This is a genomic window from Halobellus sp., assembly GCF_042218505.1.
Classification (GTDB): domain Archaea; phylum Halobacteriota; class Halobacteria; order Halobacteriales; family Haloferacaceae; genus Haloquadratum.
Window position 1 is genome coordinate 1 of the sequence record NZ_JBDGQZ010000060.1, and the last position, 21,507, is coordinate 21,507.

General features: G+C 65.1%; 23 protein-coding genes. 11 read left to right on the plus strand and 12 right to left on the minus strand.

Going from position 1 to position 21,507, the window contains the following annotated elements; translation table 11 throughout:
- Positions 1-260: 260 nt before the first annotated feature.
- From ABEI27_RS14645 to ABEI27_RS14655, 3 genes are read left to right on the plus strand one after another with little or no spacing between them, the layout of a single operon-like run.
- A complete protein-coding gene (locus tag ABEI27_RS14645; protein WP_375800149.1) occupies positions 261-926 on the plus strand; it encodes an SCO family protein in 666 nt (221 codons plus the stop codon).
- Positions 923-1,459 carry a TlpA family protein disulfide reductase gene (locus ABEI27_RS14650; RefSeq protein WP_375800150.1) on the plus strand — a complete coding sequence of 179 codons (537 nt, stop codon included), beginning with the start codon at positions 923-925 and terminating at the stop codon, positions 1,457-1,459. The genes ABEI27_RS14645 and ABEI27_RS14650 overlap by 4 nt, the downstream gene beginning before the upstream one ends.
- The gene (locus ABEI27_RS14655) at positions 1,460-2,113 is read left to right on the plus strand and encodes a cytochrome c biogenesis CcdA family protein (RefSeq protein WP_375800151.1); all 654 of its coding nucleotides are present in this window, start codon (positions 1,460-1,462) and stop codon (positions 2,111-2,113) included. It abuts the gene before it with no gap.
- Between the two features lie 35 nt (positions 2,114-2,148).
- Here ABEI27_RS14655 and ABEI27_RS14660 read toward each other — a convergent pair whose 3' ends face one another.
- Complete coding sequence (locus ABEI27_RS14660) at positions 2,149-2,823, minus strand: MBL fold metallo-hydrolase (RefSeq protein WP_375800152.1); 675 nt, start codon at positions 2,821-2,823, stop codon at positions 2,149-2,151.
- A 52-nt stretch (positions 2,824-2,875) separates the two neighbouring features.
- Positions 2,876-3,652: a pirin family protein gene (locus ABEI27_RS14665; protein WP_375800153.1), complete on the minus strand. Its 777-nt coding sequence runs from the start codon at positions 3,650-3,652 to the stop codon at positions 2,876-2,878.
- Between the two features lie 91 nt (positions 3,653-3,743).
- On the opposite strand from ABEI27_RS14665, the gene ABEI27_RS14670 reads away from it, so the two are divergent.
- The 4 genes from ABEI27_RS14670 to ABEI27_RS14685 all read left to right on the plus strand — a co-directional run bounded on the left by ABEI27_RS14670 (position 3,744) and on the right by ABEI27_RS14685 (position 6,991).
- On the plus strand, positions 3,744-4,571 hold the full coding sequence (locus tag ABEI27_RS14670; protein WP_375800154.1) for a VOC family protein: 828 nt from the start codon (positions 3,744-3,746) through the stop codon (positions 4,569-4,571).
- Positions 4,572-4,635: 64 nt separating this feature from the next.
- On the plus strand, positions 4,636-5,277 hold the full coding sequence (locus tag ABEI27_RS14675) for an RNA 2'-phosphotransferase (protein WP_375800155.1): 642 nt from the start codon (positions 4,636-4,638) through the stop codon (positions 5,275-5,277).
- A gap of 48 nt (positions 5,278-5,325) precedes the next feature.
- Positions 5,326-6,312 carry an alpha/beta fold hydrolase gene (locus tag ABEI27_RS14680; protein ID WP_375800156.1) on the plus strand — a complete coding sequence of 329 codons (987 nt, stop codon included), beginning with the start codon at positions 5,326-5,328 and terminating at the stop codon, positions 6,310-6,312.
- Positions 6,313-6,346: 34 nt separating this feature from the next.
- Complete coding sequence (locus tag ABEI27_RS14685) at positions 6,347-6,991, plus strand: helix-turn-helix domain-containing protein (RefSeq protein ID WP_375800157.1); 645 nt, start codon at positions 6,347-6,349, stop codon at positions 6,989-6,991.
- A 9-nt stretch (positions 6,992-7,000) separates the two neighbouring features.
- On the opposite strand, the gene ABEI27_RS14690 is transcribed toward ABEI27_RS14685, so the two are convergent.
- The 3 genes from ABEI27_RS14690 to ABEI27_RS14700 form a co-directional block, all read right to left on the minus strand.
- Positions 7,001-7,357, minus strand: coding sequence for a hypothetical protein (locus ABEI27_RS14690; protein ID WP_375800158.1), 357 nt, complete (start codon positions 7,355-7,357; stop codon positions 7,001-7,003).
- Positions 7,358-7,451: 94 nt separating this feature from the next.
- The gene (locus tag ABEI27_RS14695) at positions 7,452-8,273 is read right to left on the minus strand and encodes a ZIP family metal transporter (protein WP_375800169.1); all 822 of its coding nucleotides are present in this window, start codon (positions 8,271-8,273) and stop codon (positions 7,452-7,454) included.
- A 132-nt stretch (positions 8,274-8,405) separates the two neighbouring features.
- Entirely contained in the window at positions 8,406-9,128 is a 723-nt protein-coding gene (locus ABEI27_RS14700; protein ID WP_375800170.1) for an SDR family NAD(P)-dependent oxidoreductase, read from the minus strand.
- Positions 9,129-9,284: 156 nt separating this feature from the next.
- On the opposite strand from ABEI27_RS14700, the gene ABEI27_RS14705 reads away from it, so the two are divergent.
- Genes ABEI27_RS14705 through cruF form a run of 3 tightly spaced genes read left to right on the plus strand, consistent with a single transcriptional unit; the run spans position 9,285 to position 12,516 of the window.
- A complete protein-coding gene (locus ABEI27_RS14705; protein ID WP_375800159.1) occupies positions 9,285-10,787 on the plus strand; it encodes a phytoene desaturase family protein in 1,503 nt (500 codons plus the stop codon).
- Positions 10,788-10,796: 9 nt separating this feature from the next.
- Positions 10,797-11,633 (plus strand): prenyltransferase, encoded by an 837-nt coding sequence (locus ABEI27_RS14710; RefSeq protein ID WP_375800160.1) that lies wholly within the window; start codon positions 10,797-10,799, stop codon positions 11,631-11,633.
- Positions 11,626-12,516: a bisanhydrobacterioruberin hydratase gene (gene cruF, locus ABEI27_RS14715; RefSeq protein ID WP_375800161.1), complete on the plus strand. Its 891-nt coding sequence runs from the start codon at positions 11,626-11,628 to the stop codon at positions 12,514-12,516. Before ABEI27_RS14710 ends, cruF begins: the two co-directional genes overlap by 8 nt.
- Here the strand turns inward: cruF and ABEI27_RS14720 are convergent.
- From ABEI27_RS14720 to ABEI27_RS14730, 3 genes are all read right to left on the minus strand, one after another.
- Entirely contained in the window at positions 12,500-13,525 is a 1,026-nt protein-coding gene (locus tag ABEI27_RS14720; RefSeq protein WP_375800162.1) for a phytoene/squalene synthase family protein, read from the minus strand. The two genes, cruF and ABEI27_RS14720, sit on opposite strands and share 17 nt — an antisense overlap.
- A 185-nt stretch (positions 13,526-13,710) precedes the next feature.
- A complete protein-coding gene (locus tag ABEI27_RS14725; protein ID WP_375800171.1) occupies positions 13,711-13,866 on the minus strand; it encodes an HVO_2523 family zinc finger protein in 156 nt (51 codons plus the stop codon).
- A gap of 97 nt (positions 13,867-13,963) precedes the next feature.
- Entirely contained in the window at positions 13,964-17,122 is a 3,159-nt protein-coding gene (locus tag ABEI27_RS14730) for an adenosylcobalamin-dependent ribonucleoside-diphosphate reductase (RefSeq protein ID WP_375800163.1), read from the minus strand.
- Between the two features lie 492 nt (positions 17,123-17,614).
- On the opposite strand from ABEI27_RS14730, the gene ABEI27_RS14735 reads away from it, so the two are divergent.
- On the plus strand, positions 17,615-17,836 hold the full coding sequence (locus ABEI27_RS14735; RefSeq protein ID WP_375800164.1) for a hypothetical protein: 222 nt from the start codon (positions 17,615-17,617) through the stop codon (positions 17,834-17,836).
- Here ABEI27_RS14735 and trpG read toward each other — a convergent pair.
- The 4 genes from trpG to trpD form a co-directional block, all read right to left on the minus strand.
- A complete protein-coding gene (gene trpG / locus ABEI27_RS14740; protein WP_375800165.1) occupies positions 17,823-18,485 on the minus strand; it encodes an anthranilate synthase component II in 663 nt (220 codons plus the stop codon). The two genes, ABEI27_RS14735 and trpG, sit on opposite strands and share 14 nt — an antisense overlap.
- Positions 18,482-20,212: an anthranilate synthase component I gene (gene trpE / locus ABEI27_RS14745; protein ID WP_375800166.1), complete on the minus strand. Its 1,731-nt coding sequence runs from the start codon at positions 20,210-20,212 to the stop codon at positions 18,482-18,484. Before trpE ends, trpG begins: the two co-directional genes overlap by 4 nt.
- Positions 20,209-20,895 carry a phosphoribosylanthranilate isomerase gene (locus ABEI27_RS14750; RefSeq protein WP_375800167.1) on the minus strand — a complete coding sequence of 229 codons (687 nt, stop codon included), beginning with the start codon at positions 20,893-20,895 and terminating at the stop codon, positions 20,209-20,211. Before ABEI27_RS14750 ends, trpE begins: the two co-directional genes overlap by 4 nt.
- A 3-nt stretch (positions 20,896-20,898) precedes the next feature.
- Positions 20,899-21,507 (minus strand): anthranilate phosphoribosyltransferase (trpD, locus tag ABEI27_RS14755; RefSeq protein ID WP_375800168.1); only part of this gene is annotated, 609 nt, incomplete at its 5' end.

Sequence of the window (21,507 nt, forward strand, 5' to 3'; positions counted from 1 at the left end):
CGCGGACCTTCGGTCCGGCCGTCGCCGGGTTCCTCTACGTCGCCGTCGCCTACTGGACCCCGTTCGTGGTCGCCGGGATACTCTTTCTTCCCGTCCTGTTCGTGCTCGGTGGCGTCGCACGCGAGCAGATCCGGTGAGCGCCCTGAGATCTGCTGTGGGTCGGTGGTTGGTTCTGCAGTGTCACCGGACTTACGAATCCCAGCGATTGAGAACCGATCTGGTGGCTTATGCCCACGTAACGGATACCGACTGTGACCAGAATGCAACGACGGACCTACCTTCGCGGTGTGGCGGCGACGGGCGTATTCGGTACGGCAGGCTGTCTCGGCGTGGGCGACACGAACCCGGACGTCGTTCTGCGTGAACCGGACCGGGAGTTCACGAGCGAGGAACTCCCGTACCCTGCGTGGGGCCAGCGCGTCCCCGACGTGACGCTCCCGGTGGCAATCGACGGGGGCGAGGTCACGGTTCGAGACGTCGAGACGCCGACGCTACTCACGTTCTTTTACAGCCACTGCAACACAGTCTGCCCAGTGTTGATACAGACGATGCGGAGCGTTCAGGCGCGCGCCATCGAGGACGGATACGAAAGCGAGGTGACGTTCCTCCCGACGACGTTCGATCCCCGACGGGACGACGCCGAACGGCTCCGGACCTACGGCAAGAAAATGAACGTCGCGTTCGGCGCCGGCAACTGGCACTTCCTCCGCCCCGGGTCGAAAGCACGGGCCAAATCAATCGTCCAGACGCAGTTCGGGGTGAACTTCCAGCGGACTCACCCCGAGGAGATGGAGACGTATATGTTCGCACACTCGGCGCTGACGTTCCTCGTGAACGGCGACGGCTACGTCGAACGAGCCTACCGGACGAAACAGCCACAGGCCGAGCAGATCATCGACGACCTCGCGACCGTTCGTGACAGATGAACCGCCGACAGGTCCTGACAGCGATCGGCGGGTTTGGCCTCACTGGCGCGAGCGCGCTCGCGCTCGGCGGCGACATCCCTAGACTGGATGCGGACGAGTCTGGCCTCCCGATCCGCGTCGAGACGATGGCGGCTCCCGGTTCGACCGCTGGGGAGGCACGGGTCCCCGTCGCGGGGACGCCGACGGTGATCGACCTGTTCGCGACGTGGTGCGCGCCGTGTAAGGCGCAGATGGACGCCCTCTCGACGCTTCACCGCGAGTACGCCGACCGCGTGGCGTTCGTGTCGGTGACAAACGAGCGGATCGGAGGGACGCTCTCGCGCGACGACGTCAGGACCTGGTGGCAGCGCCACGACGGCGACTGGACCCTCGGCCTCGACCCAGCGAGCGATCTGATGGCGGCGCTCGGCGCCTCGGGGCTCCCGTTTCTCGCCGTCGCGAACGAGGCCGGCGAGATCCGCTGGACGCACGCTGGCGTCGCCTCGACCGACACGCTCCGGGACGAGATCGAACGCGCGCTCGCGGAGGCGTAGATGCCTCTCGCCGCCATCCTCGGGGCCGCAGGATTCGCGGTTGGTGCGGGGGTCGCGACGTTCTTTGCGCCGTGTGCGTTCCCACTCCTCCCGGGCTACGTGGGCTACTACCTCGACCGAGCCGACGGCCGCACCGGCCTCGCGGCCGGCGGCGTCGCCGCCCTCGGTGCGCTCCTCGCGCTCGGGGCTGTCTCGGCGCTCGCGTTCGCCGTGGGACAGCGACTCACCTCGCTGTTGCCCGTCTTCGAACCGCTCGTCGGCGCGGCGCTCGTCGCCTTCGGACTCCTCGTTCTCTCGGGGTGGTCGGCGCCGACGATCCCGCTGCCGAAGCGGCCCGACTCGCTCGTCGGGTTCGGCGTCTTCGGGGCCGTCTACGCCATCGCAGCCGCGGGCTGCGTCGTGCCGCTCTTCCTGGGCGTCGTCGCGCAGGCGTCGGCCCTTCCGCCGGCCGGCGGCGGGGTGGTTCTCGGCGCGTACGCCGTCGCGGTCGCGACGCCGCTGTTGGGGGTTACGCTCCTCGCCGACGCGGGCGTGACGGCGTGGCGCGATGCCGGCCGATACGTCGGGCGGACAAAACAGGTCGCAGGCGCACTTCTCGTCGTCGCCGGAGTCGGGCAACTCTACCTCTCCGTGGTCGTCATCGACGTGTTCTGATCCGGGTGGCCGCTGCGGTGAGGTCGCGACCGCGCTCACACCCGCTCAGCCAGTGCGTCGAGCGCATCGCTCCCACCCGAAACCAGCGGCGACCCGTGGCCCATACACGCGACCTCGAACGGCGGTGCCCGATCGGCTAACTGCCGGATGCTCTCGCTGACAGTCCCGGTATCGTAACTCATCACCCACTCCGAGGGGCTGAGTGCGCCGCCGGACTCGGTCACGAGGTCCCCGAGCAGCCCGACATCCAGGTCGGAACTCACGTAGGCGACGTGGCCGGGCGTGTGGCCGGGAGTGTGATACGCCGTGAACGAGCCGATCGTGTCGCCGTCGTCGATCGGTTCGATCTCGAGTGACGGCAGAGAGGTCACCAGTCCAGTCACCCGCTGAAACGCGCCCTTGTGATTCGAGAGCGGCGGAGAGCGCTGCCCCGTGAGGATCTCCGCATCGTACGGCCCGGTGTGGACTGTCGCGTCGACGTCTGTAGCCAGCGCATCGAGCGTCCCAACGTGGTCGAGGTCGTAATGCGTGAGGAGGATCCGCTCGATGTCGTCGGCTTTCAGCCCGATCTCTGCGAGGTGCTCTCGGAGGGCGTTCTCGTCCCAGGGCGTTCCCGCGTCCACGAGCGTCGGCACGTCGTCGAAGACCAGAAAGGCGCTGACGCCGCGTAGTTCGAAGTGCCAGACGCCGTCGCCCAACTCAGTTGCCATATTAGCGTTAATGACCCGACGTGATTTGAACGCTGGTGCGGCGTAAGGCAGATCAGAACACGAAGGGCCCGCGCTGGCGGATCGCCTCCCCGTGCGGTCGGCCGACGACGGCGACGACACGGAGGCCTGAGTCCGACGTGACTTTGATCTCTCGATCGCTCTCGTCGTCGCCCTCTGCCGTGGCATCGGTGACTGGGTAGACGTCTCCCTCGCTGAACGTATCGTCCGCAACGGTGCCCGACCCATCGACACCATAGCAGAATCCGGACCACCCCTCCGGCACCGTCCAGGTCCACGACGAATCGACGGTTGCATCGAGGTACTCAACGTCCGTGTGGAGAGTGATCGGCGACCCCTCTCCGACGACAGTCGTGACAGTCCCGCCGTTCACGGTGCGAGTCGGGAGTTCCTCCGCGCTCGCGTCCTCGTAGTCCGCGTCCACGGATTTCCTCTCGCGGGGTAAATTGACCCATAACTGGAGTCCGTTACAGGCAGCGCTGGCAGCCGGGAACTCCGAATGCCTGATCCCGCTGCCGGTCGTGATTCGCATCACCTCGCCCGCGTATGCGGTGTTGGCGACGCCGAGGGAGTCCTCGTGGGCCATTCCGCCGTCGAGGAGGTACGAGACGATCTCGAACCCCTTGTGGGGGTGCATCGGGAAGCCGACGTCCGGGTCGATACAGAAGCGCTCGAAGAGGACGAACGGGTCCAGGTGGTCGGCGTAGTTGCTCGTGGGGAACGCGCGATTCGAGTTAACCCCCGTGTCGTGCTGTACCTGCTCGCCGGCCACGGGGTGAGATCCGTTCGCGGCGTCCTCACTGGTCGTCATACCCTCACAGAAACCCTTGGCGAGCATAAGATTGCGACACTGGACCCTCACCGGCGAACGTACATTACGGTGAACGGCCAACAGGGGTATGATGCGTCTCCCTCCGGATACGTCGCTGCGTCGTACCGCTCTCTGCGTGCACGAACTTGACGAGATGTCCCAGTTCTATCGACGCGTCGTCGGCCTTAACCTGATTGAGCGTTCGGATTCAGAGATTGTGTTGGGCGCTGGCGACGCGCCGCTTCTCGTGCTGCTCCGCGACGAGGACGCGACTCCCCGTGATCCCACGCAGGCGGGCCTGTTCCACACTGCGTTCAGGATGCCGTCGCGGGCGGCCCTCGGAGCGGCACTCCGTCGCGTTCGGGACCACTGGAGCCTCGACGGCGCGTCGGATCACGACATCAGTGAGGCGCTCTATCTCTCGGATCCGGAGCAGAACGGAGTCGAGATCTATCGGGACCGACCGAGAGACGTATGGCCGCGCTCTCCGGCCGGCACGGTGGAGATAGGAACCGGCCCGATCGACCTCGACGCCGTCGCTGCGGCCTCGAACGGAACGACGACGGTCCCGCCGGAGACGACGCTCGGACACGTGCACTTGGAGACGACCTCACTCCCGGTCGCGCGTTCGTTCTACGTGGATGCGCTCGGTTTCGGCGTCCAGGTCGACGATCGGGGGGTCCTCTTTCTCGCCGCCGGCGACTATCACCACCACTTCGGGCTCAACACCTGGAATCGCCGAACCGAATCCGCAGGCGGCCGGGGTCTCGCGTGGGTTGAGATTACTGTCCCCGAGGATGACGTCGTCGATATCGTCCGCGAGCGACTCGGGGACGCGGATGTCGAATTTGACGACACTGAGAACGGGATCGCGTTCGCGGACCCCGACGGCATCGACATCCGCCTTCGTGCCGAGTAGGTGGCCCCCCACGACCCCGTGGATCGTGTCACACTTATCCATCGGGCCCCGTTCTCGATCCACGATGCGAGGGGTGCACCAGTGTCCCGATCACGGCTTCTTCGCCGCCGAGACGTGTCCCGACTGTGGGGCAGTCAGAACCGCCGTCTTGTCCGGTGAGCAGCGCGAAACCCTCTCGCGCTTTCTCAGTTATGCGCTCCGTCACGGCCCCGGCGATGCCGGCATCGAACCGAGTGACGCGGGCTGGGCGGAGTTCGATGACGTAGTCGTGGCGGCCGCCGGACAGTACGACTGGCCTGAGGCGACGGCAATCACGGGTGTCGTCGCCCTCGACCCAAAGGGTCGGTTCGAGGTCGATGGCGGTCGGATCCGGGCGGTCTACGGTCACTCGATCGACGTCGAACTCGGGACGACCGACCACCCGGTGCCCGATATGCTGTACCACGGCACCGACCCGGACGACATCCCGCAGATCAGCCGAGAGGGACTTCGTTCGATGGATCGTCAACTGGTCCACCTGTCGGAGAGCAAAACGGCCGCGCTCGACGTTGGTCGTCGGCACGCATCCGACCCCGAGCTGCTGCTAATCGACGCCGCCGGGATGCTGACAGACTGGCACGAAATCACGAAGCGGGGCCGGAACCTGTACACCACCGAGCGAGTGCCGCCCGGCTTCATTACTCGGTCGGCCGAAGACTCTGACTGAGCATTTGATGCGATAGGACCCGTAATTAAGCCGGCACGGTAGTACCTGATGGATGAATTCGGTATAAATAGCCGGATCAATGCGGCGGTACTGACTCCCTTCGACGGCACGTTTCTTCGAATGACGATGTCTCCGAACCCCTCCACCGACGGCGACGAACGAACCGTACGAGTCGTCGACGGCGACCGTCAACTCGCTTACGGCGAGTACGGCGATCCCACCGGCGTGCCGGTCGTCTTCCTCCACGGCACGCCAGGATCGCATCGATTAGGCGAACTGTTCGACAAGGCCGCAGCCGAGCGCGGCATCCGAGTGGTTGCCCCCGATCGCCCCGGGTACGGGCGGTCCGACGCGTGGCTGGACCGAACCATCATTGATACGGGGCGCGCGATCGTCAGAGTTCTGGACGATGTCGACGTCCGGACCGCCGGGATTATCGCCTTCTCGGGCGGCGCGCCGTACGCACTCGCGGCCGCTGCGGAACACCCAGAACGGGTCACTCACGTCGACCTGATCTCCGGGACCGTCCCGCCCGCCGTCCGTGAGCCGGCGCCAACCGTCCAGCGGGTTCTCTTCGGCTTAGCCTCGACAGCGCCGCCGGTCCTCCGAGGCCTGCTCCGCGGTCAGGCCTGGCTTGCGGGGCGCCTGGGTCCCTCGTTCGTCACCGCGCAGTACACCGCTGACAATCGCCAGACACCGGTTCCAGAAGACGTCGCAGAGACGGTTCGGGCCGACTTCCGGACCGCGCTGCGTACCGGGGCGGCCGGCACCATCACCGAACTCCGTCACGCCGCGAGCGAGTGGGAGATCCCGTCTGTCGACGTCGACGTCCGCGCCCGGCACGGAACCCGCGACACCAACGTCCCCATTGGAGCCGCTCGCCGCTTCGCCTCACGGGTAAATGCGCGGTTCGAATCCGTCGAAGATGCGGATCACCTGGGGACACTCCGTCGGAGCGTCCCCTCGCTCCTCGACGAACATCGGCGCCCCCAACCGCAGTCGGACTCCACCGCCCCCCTCGAACACGGTGATTGATATGTAGCCCCGGCCAACACACGCCGAACGCGGGATGAAACGGGTCCAGTTCTCGATCACCTACCCCGAGGGATTGCGCCACCCGATCCACCGCGAGATTCTCGGTAGCGGGCCGATTTCGCGGGCCGAGTTGCTGATGTGGAGTCCGACCGCGGAGGCGACCACCCTCTTTCGCTTTGACGGGGATCCACCAGCAGTCGAGGCGGCGCTCACGACGATCGATTCGCTGACCACGAGCGCGGTCGTCGCTGACCGAAACGGAACGTACGCCTTCCTCAGACAGGACGCCTACGAGTTCGCTGCGTCTATTCTCGACGCCGTCGCCGACGCGGCCGTGATCTTCGTCCCGCCAGTTGTGTTCGAGGCGGAAAGTGAGGTTCGATTCGAGGCCGTCGGCGAGACGGCGGCCGTCGGCGACTTCCACGACGTGCTCTCGACACTCGGTGACCTCGACATCTGTCGCGTCCACGACTTCGAGAGGGTCCACTCGCCAGATGGGCTCACCGATCGACAACTGGCGGCGCTGGAAGCCGCCGTGGAAACCGGGTACTACGCGATCCCGCGTCGGGGAAGCGTCGCCGACGTCGCCGCCGAACTCGACTGTGCGGCCAGTACCGCGGGGGAACTTCTCAGAAAGGCCGAGGCGGCCGTGGTCCATCGGCACGTCGACACGCAGTGAAGCCGGTCGTCACTCGGCGGCGAAAACCCAGGCGAGAACCGTAACAAACGAGCCAGCACATATCGCGATGACGACACCGGCGAGTACGACGCCCTCGAAGACGACCCACGTGAGCGCGACACCAACGGCGAGCGCGACGACGAACCCCGAGAGCGCGGCGGACAGTCGGTAACCGACAGATCCCTGATTCTCGATCCGGGAGTGGACTCCCACGCCGACCCCGACGGCGGCGAGGACGCCGAGGGGGAGTCCGACGAAGAGGGAGAACCCGATCAGATTCTGGAGTAGTTCCGTTGCGACGACGGCCACCGCCGCTCCGGCGAGAAGACCGACGACTGCAGCGATCGCGAGCGAGCGACGAGTCATATCTGAGCGTCGCATCGGTCCGGGAAAGTCCTGCCGAAGAATCGAGACGACCGCGACGGAGTCCCGTGACCTCTCGGCAACGCCCCCGCTTGGATCACACGACGACGAGCCACGACAGAAGGACCGCGAGTCCGCCAATCGAGGTCGACAGGACGGCGTGTACCCGGAGCCGATCCAGTAGCGCGTGCGCGTCGCCGGAGGTCGACAGCAGACTGTGGATCTCACTCCCGAGCTCACAGCGCGGGAGGAAGTCCATCGCGACGTGGAGGAACACGCCCGCGGCGAATCCGAAGACCAGCCCTCGGACGAGCCCCGACGCGGGAAGCGCGATCATCGACGAGAGCAGGCCGGCGATGCCCACGCCCGTCGCGGGCAACAGCAGAATCGACGGGTCGCGGCCGTTGTTCGTGAGTCGGCTCGCGGCGGCGTAGCCCGCCGGCCCCTTGTGCGAGACGATTGCGAGGCCCAACAGCGCCCCGAGTTCGGGCATATTCCCGTAAATGATCCCGATGATGGCCCCCGCGGAGAACGCGTGAGCGCTTAGTTCGGCCACCGTGCGGTCTATCGGGAGGTCCATATGCGACAGTCGGTGTCCGACCGTGTGCGAGGCGAATCCGGCGAGCAGTCCGAACGCCACGCCGAACCCACCCCACTGGGGATGCTGCCCGATCGCCTGCGGCACCAGAAACACGGCGGCGCTCGTCACCATCGCCCCGGCGGCGAGTCCGTAGCCCCACACCAGCGCGCCGGCGCTCTCAGTGCCGGTCCGGGCACCTAATGGGGCACCTAGCGCCATTGCCAGGAACGCGACCCACGAGATACCGACGAGTTTCACGGCGCTTGTCGTCCCGTTGACGAGCGTGATGACCGACAGCAAGCCTAATACCAGGGTCGCGAGGAGTCCGGCCTTGGACATCCGGCGCAGAGTGTGAATGTCCCTGTTTTCGTTAATAACGCCCACATTGATAATACGACTATTCGTTTTAATAAACTTATCGGAGCGCTGACCGCGGATCGTCGCGCTCGGGTACGCAAACCGAGAGCGTGGCTATCGAGAGCGGGTCGCCATCTTCCAGCGGCGCAGATCGACCCGCTCACCGTCGATTTCGTCGCTACCGGCCTCGGTGGCGGCCCAGACGAACAGTGGTGCCACGTCTTCGGGCGCGCGGCCACCCGCACCACTGAGATCAGTGTCGACCAGTCCCGGATCGACCACTGCTGCGGTCTGCGGGGCATCGACAGCGAACTGTCGGACCAGTGCTTCGGCGGCCGCCTTCGATACCGCGTACGCGCCCATCCCTGCTTCGGCGTCAACGGCGATTGACCCGGACGGAACGAGCACGCGGCCGTCGTCGGGCATCCGACCGGCCGCCTCCTTCACCGTGGCGAAGACGCCGCGGAAGTTGATCGCCATCGTCTCGTCGAAGCAATCGTAAGACTCCGACTGAATCGGTGCATTCCCCGATTCACTCCGCTTGACGCCGGCGTTAGCGACGACGACCTCGATCGTATCGCTGGCACCGACGCCGGCGGCGACGTCCATCACCATCTCGACTTCGCTCGCGTCGCGGACGTCGGCACGGACGCCCTCGACCGCGGTGTCGCCCTCGGCGGCCTCGCCATCGGTTCGCGCCGCCGCGACGGCGTCGTCCAATCCGTCGACGTCCCGTGCACAGCCGACGACTGTCGCACCCTGGGCGGCGAACGCCCGCATCAGTGACCGGCCGATACCACGGCTTGCTCCCGTTACGACCACTGTCGCGTTTGTCAGTTCCATACAGAGGCCTCGGGCCGAAACCGGGTAAAGATTCTCGCCGGTTGCACCCGCAGCACGGGCCCCGCCCGATCGAGTGCGACCTGAAAAATGGTTGTCTACTTGACCCCCTCAGTCAGTCGATTTATGAGTATCACGCTCCTCCGTCTGTATATGAAGACTCCCCCGGATCTGGATTCGCTCGCCGGCGCGGACGTCGTTGTGATCGGCGGCGGTTTCGGCGGTCTCTCGACAGCGTGTTACGTGGCCGACGCTGGGGCTGACGTGACGCTTCTGGAGAAGAACGAGCAGTTGGGCGGTCGCGCGAGTCGGCTGGAGGTCGACGGCTTCCAGTTCGATATGGGTCCGTCGTGGTATCTGATGCCCGATGTCTTCGAGCGGTTCTTCGAGAACTTCGGTCACGACCCCGCGGACTACTACGACCTGACGCGGCTGGACCCGCACTACCGAATATTCTTCAAGGACGGCGACCGCGTCGATATGGTCCCCGACCTCGAACAGAACCGCGAGGTGTTCGAGTCCTACGAACCCGGCGCGGGCGAGCAGTTCGATCGGTACCTGGAGAAATCCAAGAAGAACTACGAGGTCGGAATGGAGCACTTCGTCTACCAGAACCGCTCGTCGGTGTCGGATTTCCTCGACTGGGACGTTGCGAAGAACGCCCGTGGGCTCTCGCTCATCGGTTCGATGCAGGATCACGTCGAGCAGTACTTCGAGCATCCGAAACTCCAACAGATAATGCAGTACACGCTTGTCTTCTTGGGCGGTGCGCCGAACAACACGCCGGCGCTCTACAACCTGATGAGCCACGTCGATTTCAATATGGGCGTGTACTACCCCGAAAACGGACTCGGGGGCGTCGTCGACGGCATCGTCGAACTCGGTGAGGAACTCGGCGTCGATTTCCGGACCGAGGCCCCGGTCTCAGAGATCAAGGGCCGCGAAGGAGCCTTCGCCGTCCGGACGGAGGACGGTCGCGAGTGGTTCCCCGACTACGTCGTCAGCGACGCCGATTACCGACACACCGAGATGGAACTGCTCGACGAAAAGAAGCGCCAGTACGACGCCGACTACTGGGAGTCCAGGACGTACGCGCCGTCGGCCTACCTGCTCTACCTGGGCGTCGAAGGCGACGTCGACCCGCTGGAGCACCACACGCTCGTCTTGCCCACGGACTGGGACGAGCACTTCCAGCGGATCTTCGAAGATCCCGAGTGGCCCGAGAATCCGGCGTACTACCTCTGTGTCCCCTCCGAAACCGACGACAGCGTCGCGCCCGACGGGCACTCGAACCTGTTCGCCCTCGTGCCCATCGCCGCCGGCCTCGAAGACACCCCCGAACTCCGCGAGACGTTCCGGTCCCTCGTCTTAGACGACATCGCCGAAAACACGGGCGTCGAACTTCGGGATCGGATCGTCGTCGAGGAGTCGTTCTGCATCTCGGACTTCGCCGAGCGATACAACTCTACGAAAGGCACCGCACTCGGCCTTGCACACACGCTGCGACAGACCGCGTTGTTCCGCCCGCCGAACCGGTCGTCGGCCGTCGACGGCCTCTACTTCACCGGCGCGTTCACCACGCCCGGCATCGGCGTGCCGATGTGTTTGATCAGCGGGGAACTCACCGCCGAATCGATGGCTACACAGGCTAACTGAGCCGTGTCGATGTTGGGGCGACTCCGCTATCTACTCACGCTGTCGCGGCCGCGCTTCTGGCTCTATCTGGCCGGGCCGGTCGTCGTCGGCGTCGCGTTCGGAGTCGAATCGAGGAGCGGACTGTTCTCGCCGCTGACGCTCGGGCTGTTCGCGTACTTCCTCCTTCCGGCAAACGTGTTTCTCTACGGCGTCAACGACGTTTTCGACGCCGACGTCGACACCGAAAACCCGAAGAAAGAATCGAAGGAGGCGCGGTGGCAGGGCGATCCGACCGTGGCCGCCGTCGTCGCGGTAACGACGCTCGCTGGCGCGCTGACGTTCGCCGCGACGCCGCGACTCGCGTGGCCGTATCTCGCGGGGTTCTTTCTGCTCGGGTTTCAGTACTCGGCGCCGCCTCTCCGCTTCAAAACGACGCCGCTCCTGGATTCGCTCTCGAACGGACTGTACGTCCTCCCGGGCGCAGCCGCATACGCAGCGGTGGCCGGAGCCCATCCGCCGCTTGCCGCGCTCGCTGGCGCGTGGCTCTGGGCGATGGGGATGCACACGTTCTCGGCGATTCCCGACATCGAACCCGATCGCGAGGCCGGCATCCGCACGACAGCGACGTTCCTGGGCGAGCGGCGAACGCTTGTCTACTGTCTCGCTTGTTGGCTCGCGGCGGCGGCGGTCTTCGGCCTGGTGGACTATCGGCTCGGCGCAGTTCTCGTGGCGTACCCGGTCCTCGTCTTCGCGATCCGCTTCGCCGGTGTCGACGTGAGCCGCGCGTACTGGTGGTATCCGGCGCTCAACACCGCCGTCGGCACGCTCCTGACGCTCGGTGCGCTCTGGAGGCTCGTCTATGCCTGAGGGGGACTCAGGCGGATCGACCGTGGGTCGATCGATGCTTGCAACCCTCCCGCGAACACGAGAGGAATGGGAGGCGCGCCTGGAGCGACTCGTGCGAGAGAACCGCTTCACGATCTCGGTGTTCTTCCCGCTGAACGGGATCGTCCTCCTTCTTGCGAGTGCCGAGGGCCTCCTCCCTGAGCCGCTGGCGTTCAACGGGCTGTTGATTCTCCTCGGGACCGCCGTGATGCGCTCACCGCTCATCGTAGGCGTCCTCCCGATCACTGGCCGGCGGGCCGCCGCGGGCGTCGGCGCGCTGACCCTGTACGCATACGGCATCGAGTACCTGGGCGTCCACACCGGCGTTCCGTACGGCGAGTTCTACTACGGCGTGGACCTCGGGCCGATTCTCGCGGGCGTCCCGCTGGGCCTCCCGATTTTCTTTATCCCGCTGGTGATGAACTCGTATCTGCTCTGTCTGCTTCTCTTGGGGGAACGCGCCGTCCGCACAGGGGTCCGGCTGGCTGCCGTGATCGCCGCCGTGCTGACGATGGACCTCGTCCTCGATCCCGGGGCCGTCGCACTGGGGTTCTGGGTGTACCCCGGTGGCGGTGCGTTCTACGACGTCCCGCTCTCGAACTACGCGGGCTGGATCGTCTCGGCGACCGTTGCTGTCGTCGCGCTGGACTGGGGATACGACCGCCAGGCGCTCGTGCGCCGCCTCGACCGCTGTGAGTTCCTCCTCGACGACCTCGTTTCTTTCATCATCCTCTGGGGCGGGATCAACGCGTGGTTCGGTAACTGGATCCCGGCCGCATTCGCGACGCTGTTCGGTATCGGACTCCTCCGGACGGACCGGTTCGATACGCCGGCGACAGAACGATTCCTCACTCGCTTCCGGTAAAACTTCGAAGCCACCCCGAAACGCGGCCCATCCGTCGGACCGCTCCCAGCGAGCGACCCCTCGACGGTCCCGAGTGCCCCGGATCCTGCGCTCGGTCGCCGTCTTCGGGGTACGGGACGACGCTGACCCGGCGGAACACGGCGACGGGGTCGCGTTCGAGCGCCCAGAACAGCCGGGTCTTCGCAAGGAGGTAGAGTTTCCGTGGCGTCGATAGTGACGGCGTTACGGAAAGCACGTCGCAATCGCGGCGGCGGATCTCCCGGTGGTGATCAGCGTAGAGGACCGACGCCAGCAGGACGGCGAACTGGCAGTCCTCCGGGAGATAGTCGATGCCGGCGACGCCCTGCCGATACAGGGACTCCGCGCGTTCCAGTTCCGCCTGCATCGCTGCGCGGAAGTTCTCGTCGTACTCGAAGTTCAACACCTGCTCTTCGGTGACGCTATGTTCGCGGAGCGTCTCCTGCGGCAGGTAGATGCGGTCGCGCTCGACGACGTCCTCGCGGACGTCACGAAGGAAGTTCGACAACTGGAACGCCTCACCGAGTGCCGTCGCGTGAGGGAGCGCGGTGTCGGGCTGCTCGGGTTCCATAATCTCGGTCATCATCCGCCCGACGGCGGCCGCAGAGCCGTCCATATACGCCTCCAACTCCTCGTAGGTCACGTAGCGCTCGGTGTCGATGTCGGAGGCCATCGCGTCGATGAAGACGTTCACGTCCGACTCGGCGATGTCGTACTCCCCGACCAACTCGGCGAATGCTGCGAGAACGGGGTCATCTGTGTTCTCCTCACCGAGCGCCTGCAGACGGAGTTCCTCGAGCCGCCGTCGTTGCTCTGGTGGCGGCGCGGTGTCGGCGGCGTCGACGACTTCGTCAGCGAGTCGGAAAAAGGCGTACAGCACGTACGTCGCGTGCCGGACCCGCTCGGGGAGGACTCGCGTCGCTAAGTGGAAGGTCTTTCCAGTCTGCCGCTGGATCGCCTTGCTCCGTCGGATCTGTTCTTGTTCGACCATCGTTACGTATTACGGTTCAGGGCGTCTCGTCGCGATTCCGTCCGGCCACGCATCTGTCATCTGATGTAGGGACTGAATTCATATAACGCTTCGTGCCGACGTGACATAGAGCCAACGCTCCGTCGAGCGATCGGCCGCCAGAGTCATATACCTGCTTTCTATCATCCCGTAGATAAAATGTCAAATCACCAAAATGTGTCGCTACAGTCGTAGACGACGCCGTGCTCTGGACAGACGTACTTGCAGTGTCGACGGGCCATCGACCGCTCACAGACCGGGCAGGGTCTGCCCGGTGGCGACTCGACGCCGCGGTCTTTGTGCTCGGTCGATGAACCGCCCAGATGGGTCACGGTTCGAGGAATGGCCTCAACCGGCAAGAAAGTTCGCGTTCGACCGCTATGGTCGGATACGGCCCCGACCAGGGGTCCTACGGTCGACTCAGCACTCGGACCAGCCGCAGGACTCGCAGGTCTTGCAGCCTTCAGAGAAGTACAGCGACATACTACCGCACTCGGGGCACTCGGGGCTCTCGCCGGCAGCGAGCAGGTCGTCGGTCGCGTCGTCGCCGCCCACGCTCGGCGCATTCTGGAGGTCCGCGCTCTCGCCGACGTCGACATCGTCGACGTCTACAGTGGCCCCACCGTCGGTCTCTCGACCGGGCACGGTGCGGTCGTCGCTCGAACTCTCCTCGGAGAGTTCAGTCAGGTTCTGCTGCTGCGGGTAGCCCTTATCGATCTCTCCATCGAGATACCGACGCATCGCTGTCCCGATCGCGTCCGGGATGGAGTTGATCTGTTCGCCCTTATCCCAGGCGACTTTCGGACTCCGGATGCCCTGGAGTTCGCTCGCGATCTCTTCGGGATCCACGCCGGAGCGTAGCGCCGTCGAGATGGTCTTCGCCAGCGCCTCGGTGAACGAGGCGGTGAAGCCGCCGGAGTTGCCGATGTTGGCGAAGAGTTCGAACGGCTGACCGCGGTCGTCCTCGTTGATGTTGACGTACAACTTGCCGTAGCCCGTGTCGATACGCTGGGTCACGCCGTGGAGCACGTCCGGCCGCGGGCGCTTCTTGCCGAGGTCCGTCTCGCCGTCGGTCGCCGAGAGGAGTCGATCCACCTCGGCGTCGATGGCAGCCCGGACGTCGTCGTTCTCGAGGAAGCCCTCGAGGCCGCCGAAGACCTCCTCGATCTGCTCGATGAGCGCTTCTGCGGCTTCGCTCTCGTCGGCGAACTCGGTATTCTGTGCGCGCGTCGTGAGCACCTGCTTCGAGCGCGTGCCGTCGCGATAGACGGTCACGCCCTTCCCGCCGTTGCGGTAGATATACCGGTACACCTCGTCCATATCCTCCTTACTCGCGGAGTTCGGAAAGTTACAGGTCTTCGAGATGGCGGAGTCGACGCCTTCCTGGGTCGCACACTGCACTGCGGCGTGCTGTTTGCCCGAGAGGTCGCCGGTGACGACGAACAGTTCCGAAATCGCGTCCGGAACTGTCGAAAGCGAGGAGACGCCGTCGAACTCGTTTTCGGCCATCTGCTCTTGAGCCTCTTTCTTCACCGCATCGACGTCGATGTCGTTGGCTTCCAGCGTCCGGAGGAAGTAGTCGTCGAACTCGACGAGCATCTCGTCGCCCTGGACGTCGTCGGAGACGTTCTTGTAATAGGCGACGTTGTAGATCGGTTCGATTCCGCCGGTGGTGTTGCCGACCATCGACGTCGTGCCGGTCGGCGCGACCGTCGTCGTGTTGTGGTTCCGGATCGGGAAGCCGTCTTCCCACTCGTCGGCGTTGAGGCCGACGTAGTGCTCGAACCACTCCGCGTACTCGGTCGGGTTCGCGTACTTCGACTCCGCCCATTCGTTGAACGACCCGCGGGTCTGTGCGAGTTCGTGGCTCGTCCGCTTGGACTCGTGGTTGATGTGGGTCATCACCTGCCGGGCAACCTCGTTGCCTGCTTCGGTGCCGTACTGGATGCCCAACTGAATGTACAACTGGGCCAGGCCCATCACACCGAGTCCGATCTTCCGCATATTCCGGACTTTCTCTTCGATTTCGGACACCGGGAAGTCCGACATCGTGACGACGTCTTCGAGGAACCGCGTTCCGCGGTCGATGCGGTAATCGAACTCCTCCCAGTCGATCGCCTCCGCGAGGAAGGCGTCGACGGCGTCGTCGAACGTGTCGTACTCGTCGCCGTGGGTGTCGTACCAGACACGCCAGTCGGGGGCGCCGGCATCGACCAGCGTCGAGAGGTTGATGTGGCCGAGGTTACAGGCCTCGTACTCCTCCAGTGGCTGCTCACCGCAGGGATTCGTTGCGAGGATCTGATGATCGGGGTGTTCCTCGATGTCGAACGAGTGCAGTTTGTTGACGCGCTCGAGGTAGATGACGCCGGGTTCGCCGTTCTCGTGGGCGCCGTCGACCATATGATCCCACAGTTTCGCTGCGGGAACGGAGAGCTCCTCACCCACTTCGACGTGCTCGCCGAGGCCGAACATCTCGTAGAGTTCTTTGGTCTCGGGCGTCGCGATGTGCGGTTCCTCGGTTCGGGGGTTGGTGAACGTGAACTCCTCGCCCTCGAACAGCGCGTTCATAAACTCGTCCGTGATGCCGACGGAGATGTTGAAATTCGAGAGGTGTCCCTCGACAGCGTTCCGGAGGTACTTGGGGACGCGCCCCTCCTCGTCGATGAGTTCGCGCGCTTCTTCGAGGGCGTCTTTGAACGAGTTGTGCGTGAAGTCATCGGGGTCGTTCAGCCGCAGGGTATGCGCCAGCGAGACGTCCTTGTTCTTCGAGTGGATGAACTGGATAACGTCGGGATGACTGACTCGCATCACGGCCATCTGTGCGCCGCGGCGCGCGCCGCCCTGCGCAATCGTCTCACACAACTGATCGTAAGTCCGCATAAACGTGATCGGCCCGGAGGCGATCCCGCCGGTCGACCCGACGGGGTCGCCGTAGGGTCGGAGCCGCCAGAAGGCGTAGCCCATACCGCCGCCGGACTGGAAGACCTGAGCGGCCTCCTTGGCGGTCTGGTGGATGTCGTCAATATCGTCCTCCGGCGAATCGACGAAACAGGCCGACAACTGCTGGAGCTCGTCGCCAGCGTTCATCAGCGTGGGCGAGTTCGGCATAAACGACAGCGAGTCCATCAGTGATTCGAACTCCTCGCGCCGTTCGACGACGGGCTCGCGGATCTCCGCGGGGAGTTCGGGGACAACGGTGTCGTAGGCGAACTTGTTGACGTTGTAGACCGACAGCGTCGTCTCGGCGTCGGCGTCGGCGGTGACGCCCTTGCCGAAGACTTCTGCGGCGAGTTCGTCCCGACGCGGGTGGTCAGGCTTGAGTTGCTCGGGCGTAACAGTGATGTCGGTCCCTCGCTCCGCAGCCTCGTAGACGGCCTCCGCGAGGGCGACGTTCTTCGCCACGCGCGGGAACAGTTCCTCTTGGGACTCCATCGGGTTCCCCTCGGCGTCCTTCCGGAGATATCGCGCCGGCAGAATGTTGTGGTAGGCGTTCGCAGTAAGACGTTCTTCGAGCGTCTCACCGTCGGTCCGCTTGACGGGGAGTTCCAGATCGGTTACGCTCTCGGGTGTGTTGCTCATCTACGCTTCCTCCTGCCCTGTGACGATGCACCGGGCAATCTCGTGTCGGCTGACTGGCTCAGTTCCGGTCATTTGTAACGATGGATTTGAGTGTGGCGGATCGGTTAAGGCTTCGGTATCCGAAGAGGCGAATAAGTATCAATTTTTGCACCTTATGCGCGACCCCCCGTGACACGCATTAGACGTGACGGACCCCTGTTCGTCCCAGTGAGTTATCAAGGTTGGTAGACCGGAGTGAAAGTGAAAATTTCTCTTCGAGTACCGTCGCTGTCTTCCGATATCCAACCGAACTGAGGGGGCCTTGATACAGTATATCCCCACTCTCGGCCAACGGGGGTCACGGATAGCTAGGTGGCGAGGTTCCGCGACCGACCGCGCGATTGACTCAAAAAATCAGATCAGAGACATACTCTCGAACCCCCGCTCAGCCGGGCGATTTGTCGTCTCCGCCGCCCCCACAGACTTATTCTCTCATCCGGGAATGTATCCGGTATGTCTGTACCAGTGCTGATCAGTTCGACGCTCGCACTCCTGCAACTGGGCGGCCTGCTCTCGCAACCGCTGGGGCAGGCGCTCGCCGTCATCGTGGGTGTCGGAATCGTCGTCATCGTTGGCCGGATCGCGCTGAAAATCGCGTGGCGACTTGTCACGATCGCTGCGGTGATCGTCGGCGCGCTGCTCTTGCTCTCGTTCTTCGGCTTCAGTCCGCTGTAGGCTCAGTCGGCCCGTCCGTCGGCGTCTCGAGGACGCATTCCTCGATGAAGTTCCGAACGATCTCGTGCCCGACGCCCGTGAGCACCGACTCGGGGTGGAACTGCACGGCTTCGATCGGATACTCCCGGTGGCGGATCCCCATCACCAGATTGGTTGTCTCGTCGCCGCCGCCGCTCGTATGTGCCGTCGTCGCCGACACCTCGAACTCGTCGGGGACGCTCGTCGCAATGAGCGAATGGTACCGACCGCCCTGGAAGCCCTGGTCCAAGCCAGTAAAGACCCCGCAACCGTCGTGATCGACCGGGAACGCTTTGCCGTGGATCGGCTCCGGCGCGTGACCGATCTCTCCGCCGTACGCGTAGACGGCGGCTTCGAGGCCGAGACAGACGCCCAGCGTCGGAACCGTCTGTGACAGGGACCTCAACACGTCGTTAGTGACGCCGACGTCTCGTTCGTGTTTCGGGTGACCCGGTCCGGGACTGACCACGATCGCATCAGGGCCGATCTTGCGGAGTTCTTCGAGCGAGGCCGTGTTCTTTCGGACGGTCACCTCAACCGGCTGGCCGCCGACGCGCTGCTCGGAGAGGTACTCCACCAGGTTGTAAGTGAACGAGTCGAAGTTGTCGAGGACCAGCAGACGAACCGTCATCGGATCACCTCCTCGCCCGCCGAACTCGCCGGCGCGTCGGAATCCGTTTCCTCGCACTCGATCTTTTCGACGGCAGCGAGCACGCCGCCCATCTTCTGTTCGGTCTCTTCGTACTCCGCCGCCGGATCGCTGTCTGCGACGAGACCCGCGCCGGCACGCACGGAGATGACGTCCTCGTCGCCGCGTTTGTCGACCGTCGCCGTCCTGATGACGATTGCAAAGTCGGCGTCGCCGGACCACGAGTAGTAGCCCACGCCGCCGCCGTAGACGCCGCGCGGCGTTCGTTCGAGTTCGTCGATGATCTCCATCGCGCGGACTTTCGGCGCGCCGGTCAGCGTGCCCGCCGGGAACGTCGCCCGCGTCGCATCGAATGCGTCAGCGCCGTTCGGATACTCGCCGTTCCGGCTTTCTGAACCCGCGAGCGTGCCGGTAACGGTCGATTCGATGTGCTGGACGTGGCTGTATTTCAGGACGTTCATAAACTCCTCCACGCGGATGCTCCCGGGGTCGGAGACGCGCCGGACGTCGTTGCGAGCAAGGTCGACGAGCATCGTGTGTTCAGCGCGCTCTTTCCCGTCCGCGAGCATCTCGCCGGCGAGCCGTCGATCCTCGACTGGACTCGTCCCGCGCGGACACGTCCCTGCGATGGGATTCGAGACCACGCGGTCAGCGCGGACCGAGACCAACGTTTCGGGACTCGCACCGACGACGTGACGGTCGTCGTGGCGGAGGACGTACATATACGGCGAGGGGTTGATCTCTCGGAGCGCCTCGTAGAGGCCGAGCGGATCCACCGCTCCGCGGAGTTCGCGGACCCGCGAGATGACCCCCTGGTAGATGTCGCCATCGAGAACGTGTTCTTTGGTCTGCCGAACCGCGGCCTCGTACTCCGGCTTCGAACCGGCGGATTCGCCGCTTTTGACGAAGCCGCCCGTCTCTGGCGCGTCGGCTTCGGCGAGCGTCTCAGTGACCGCTTCGGCCTCCGCCGCGAGGTCGTCGTAGACGGCCCCGTGGTCGTCGTCGGGCGTGACGACGGGGGTGAGAATCAGCGAGACCGACGCCTCGGCGTGATCGAACGAGAGCGTCTTGGTCGTGAGGACGAACTGCGCGTCGGGCGTGTCGCTCTCGGGACGCTTGACGCCGACCTCCGAGAGCCAGAGGTCGTAAACGGCCTCGTACCCCAGAAATCCGACGAGTCCGCCGCGGAGTTGCTGGCGGTCGTCGTCGGGGAAGCCGACGCGCGGGAGGTCGGGGAAGACCGCGCGGAGTCGGTCGAGGACGTCGGGTCCGTCGTCTGTCCCGTCCCGACCGGCCTCGGTGTCGTCGCCATCGACGCCGGCCTCGACGAACTCGGCCGCCCGCCCCCCGAGTCGTTCGACGGTCGTGCCGTCGGGGTCGACTGTCACGACGGCGTCCGGGTCGTAGCCGACGAAGGAGTACCGGGCGTGACGGTCGGCCGTGGCGTGATCCGGCGCGAACGCACCCGCCGGGTCGCTCGACGGCGTCTTCTCGGCGCTCTCCAGCAGGAAGCCGTAGTCGCTCCGATCGGCGAGCGCGGCGTAGGCTGTGAGCGGCGTCGTCTCCGGGAGTTCAGCCGTCACGTGGGCGACGATCGGTCCGTCAGCCTCGGCGGTCGCCGACTCGACGTCCTCGACGAACGACTCCCGGGACTGTGACAGCGCCCTTTCAGTCGTCTCCGTCGACGACGCGTGCCCGTCGGTGGTCACGAGGACACCCCCTCCAGACCGGTGGACTCGTCGGCGTCAGCACCTCGCTCGGAAGCACGTTTCGCGTACTGGACGAACGTGCGAACGGCTTCCGGATCTTTGCTTCCGCCGCTCACTTCGACGCCGCTCGCGACGTCGACGGCGAACGGCCGGACAGTCCTGACTGCTTCGGCAACGTTTCCAGGGTCGAGGCCGCCGGCCAGGATCACCGGCGCGTCGAGCGTCGATGCCACTTCGGCAGTCGCCGCCCAGTCGTGGGTTTCGCCGGTGCCGCCCGCGCCGTCGCTGTCGACGGAGTCGACGAGCACGCCGTCGACCGTCGGTGCGACCTCGCGAGCACGCTCGGGGGCCTCGGCGTCGACCACCGCCACCACGCTCCCGCGAATAGATTCCCGGATCCCGGCGAACGCGTCGGGTCCGAAGCCACTGTGAACTTGGAGTACGTCCGGATTGACGCGCTCGCCAAGCGCAATCGCCCTGTCGGGCGTCTCTGGCATCGTCACGAGCGTCGCTGTGAGAAACGGCGGTGCGGCCTCGACGAGTCGGACCGCCTTCTCGACCGACACCTCCCGTGGGGTGTCGACAGACACGTTCGCGATGATGCCCACGGCGTCCGCCCCGGCGCGTTCGACAACCTCGAGGTCCGTCTCGTTCGTCACACCACAGATCTTCGCTCTAACCATCTGTCAGCGCTCCGCGGCAGCGTCGAGCGGTTCACAGAGTGCCTCGAACGTCGTCGCCGCGTCGCCGTCGTCGATAGCGGTTGCGGCCGCCTCGACGCCGTCCTCGATGCTGTCAGCGAGGTCAGCGACGTAGATCGCCGCGCCGGCGTTTGCAAGGATGATGTCCCGCTTCGGGCCGGTGACCTCACCCGTTACGATCCCGCGGAGATCCGTGGCGTTCTCTCCGGGTGAGCCCCCGGCGACAGTCTCGATAGGGGCCGAGTCGAGGCCGATCTCTTCGGGCGAGATCGTGTACTCCTCTATTGCGTCGCCGTCGACTTCCGCCACCCGCGTCTCGTCGTGGAGCGCGATCTCGTCCATCCCGGAGCCGTGAACCACGAGCGCCCGGTCGACGGCGAGATGCGAGAGCGACCGCGCGAGCACCGGGACGAGGTCCGGATCGTACACGCCGACGACCTGTGCGTCCGCGCCGGCGGGGTTGGTCAGGGGACCGAGCACGTTGAAGATCGTCCGCATTCGGAGTTCCTTTCGCGGCCCGATGACGGCCTTCATCGCGGGGTGAAACACCGGCGCGAGCATAAAACCGATCCCGTCACGCTCGATGGCTTCCTC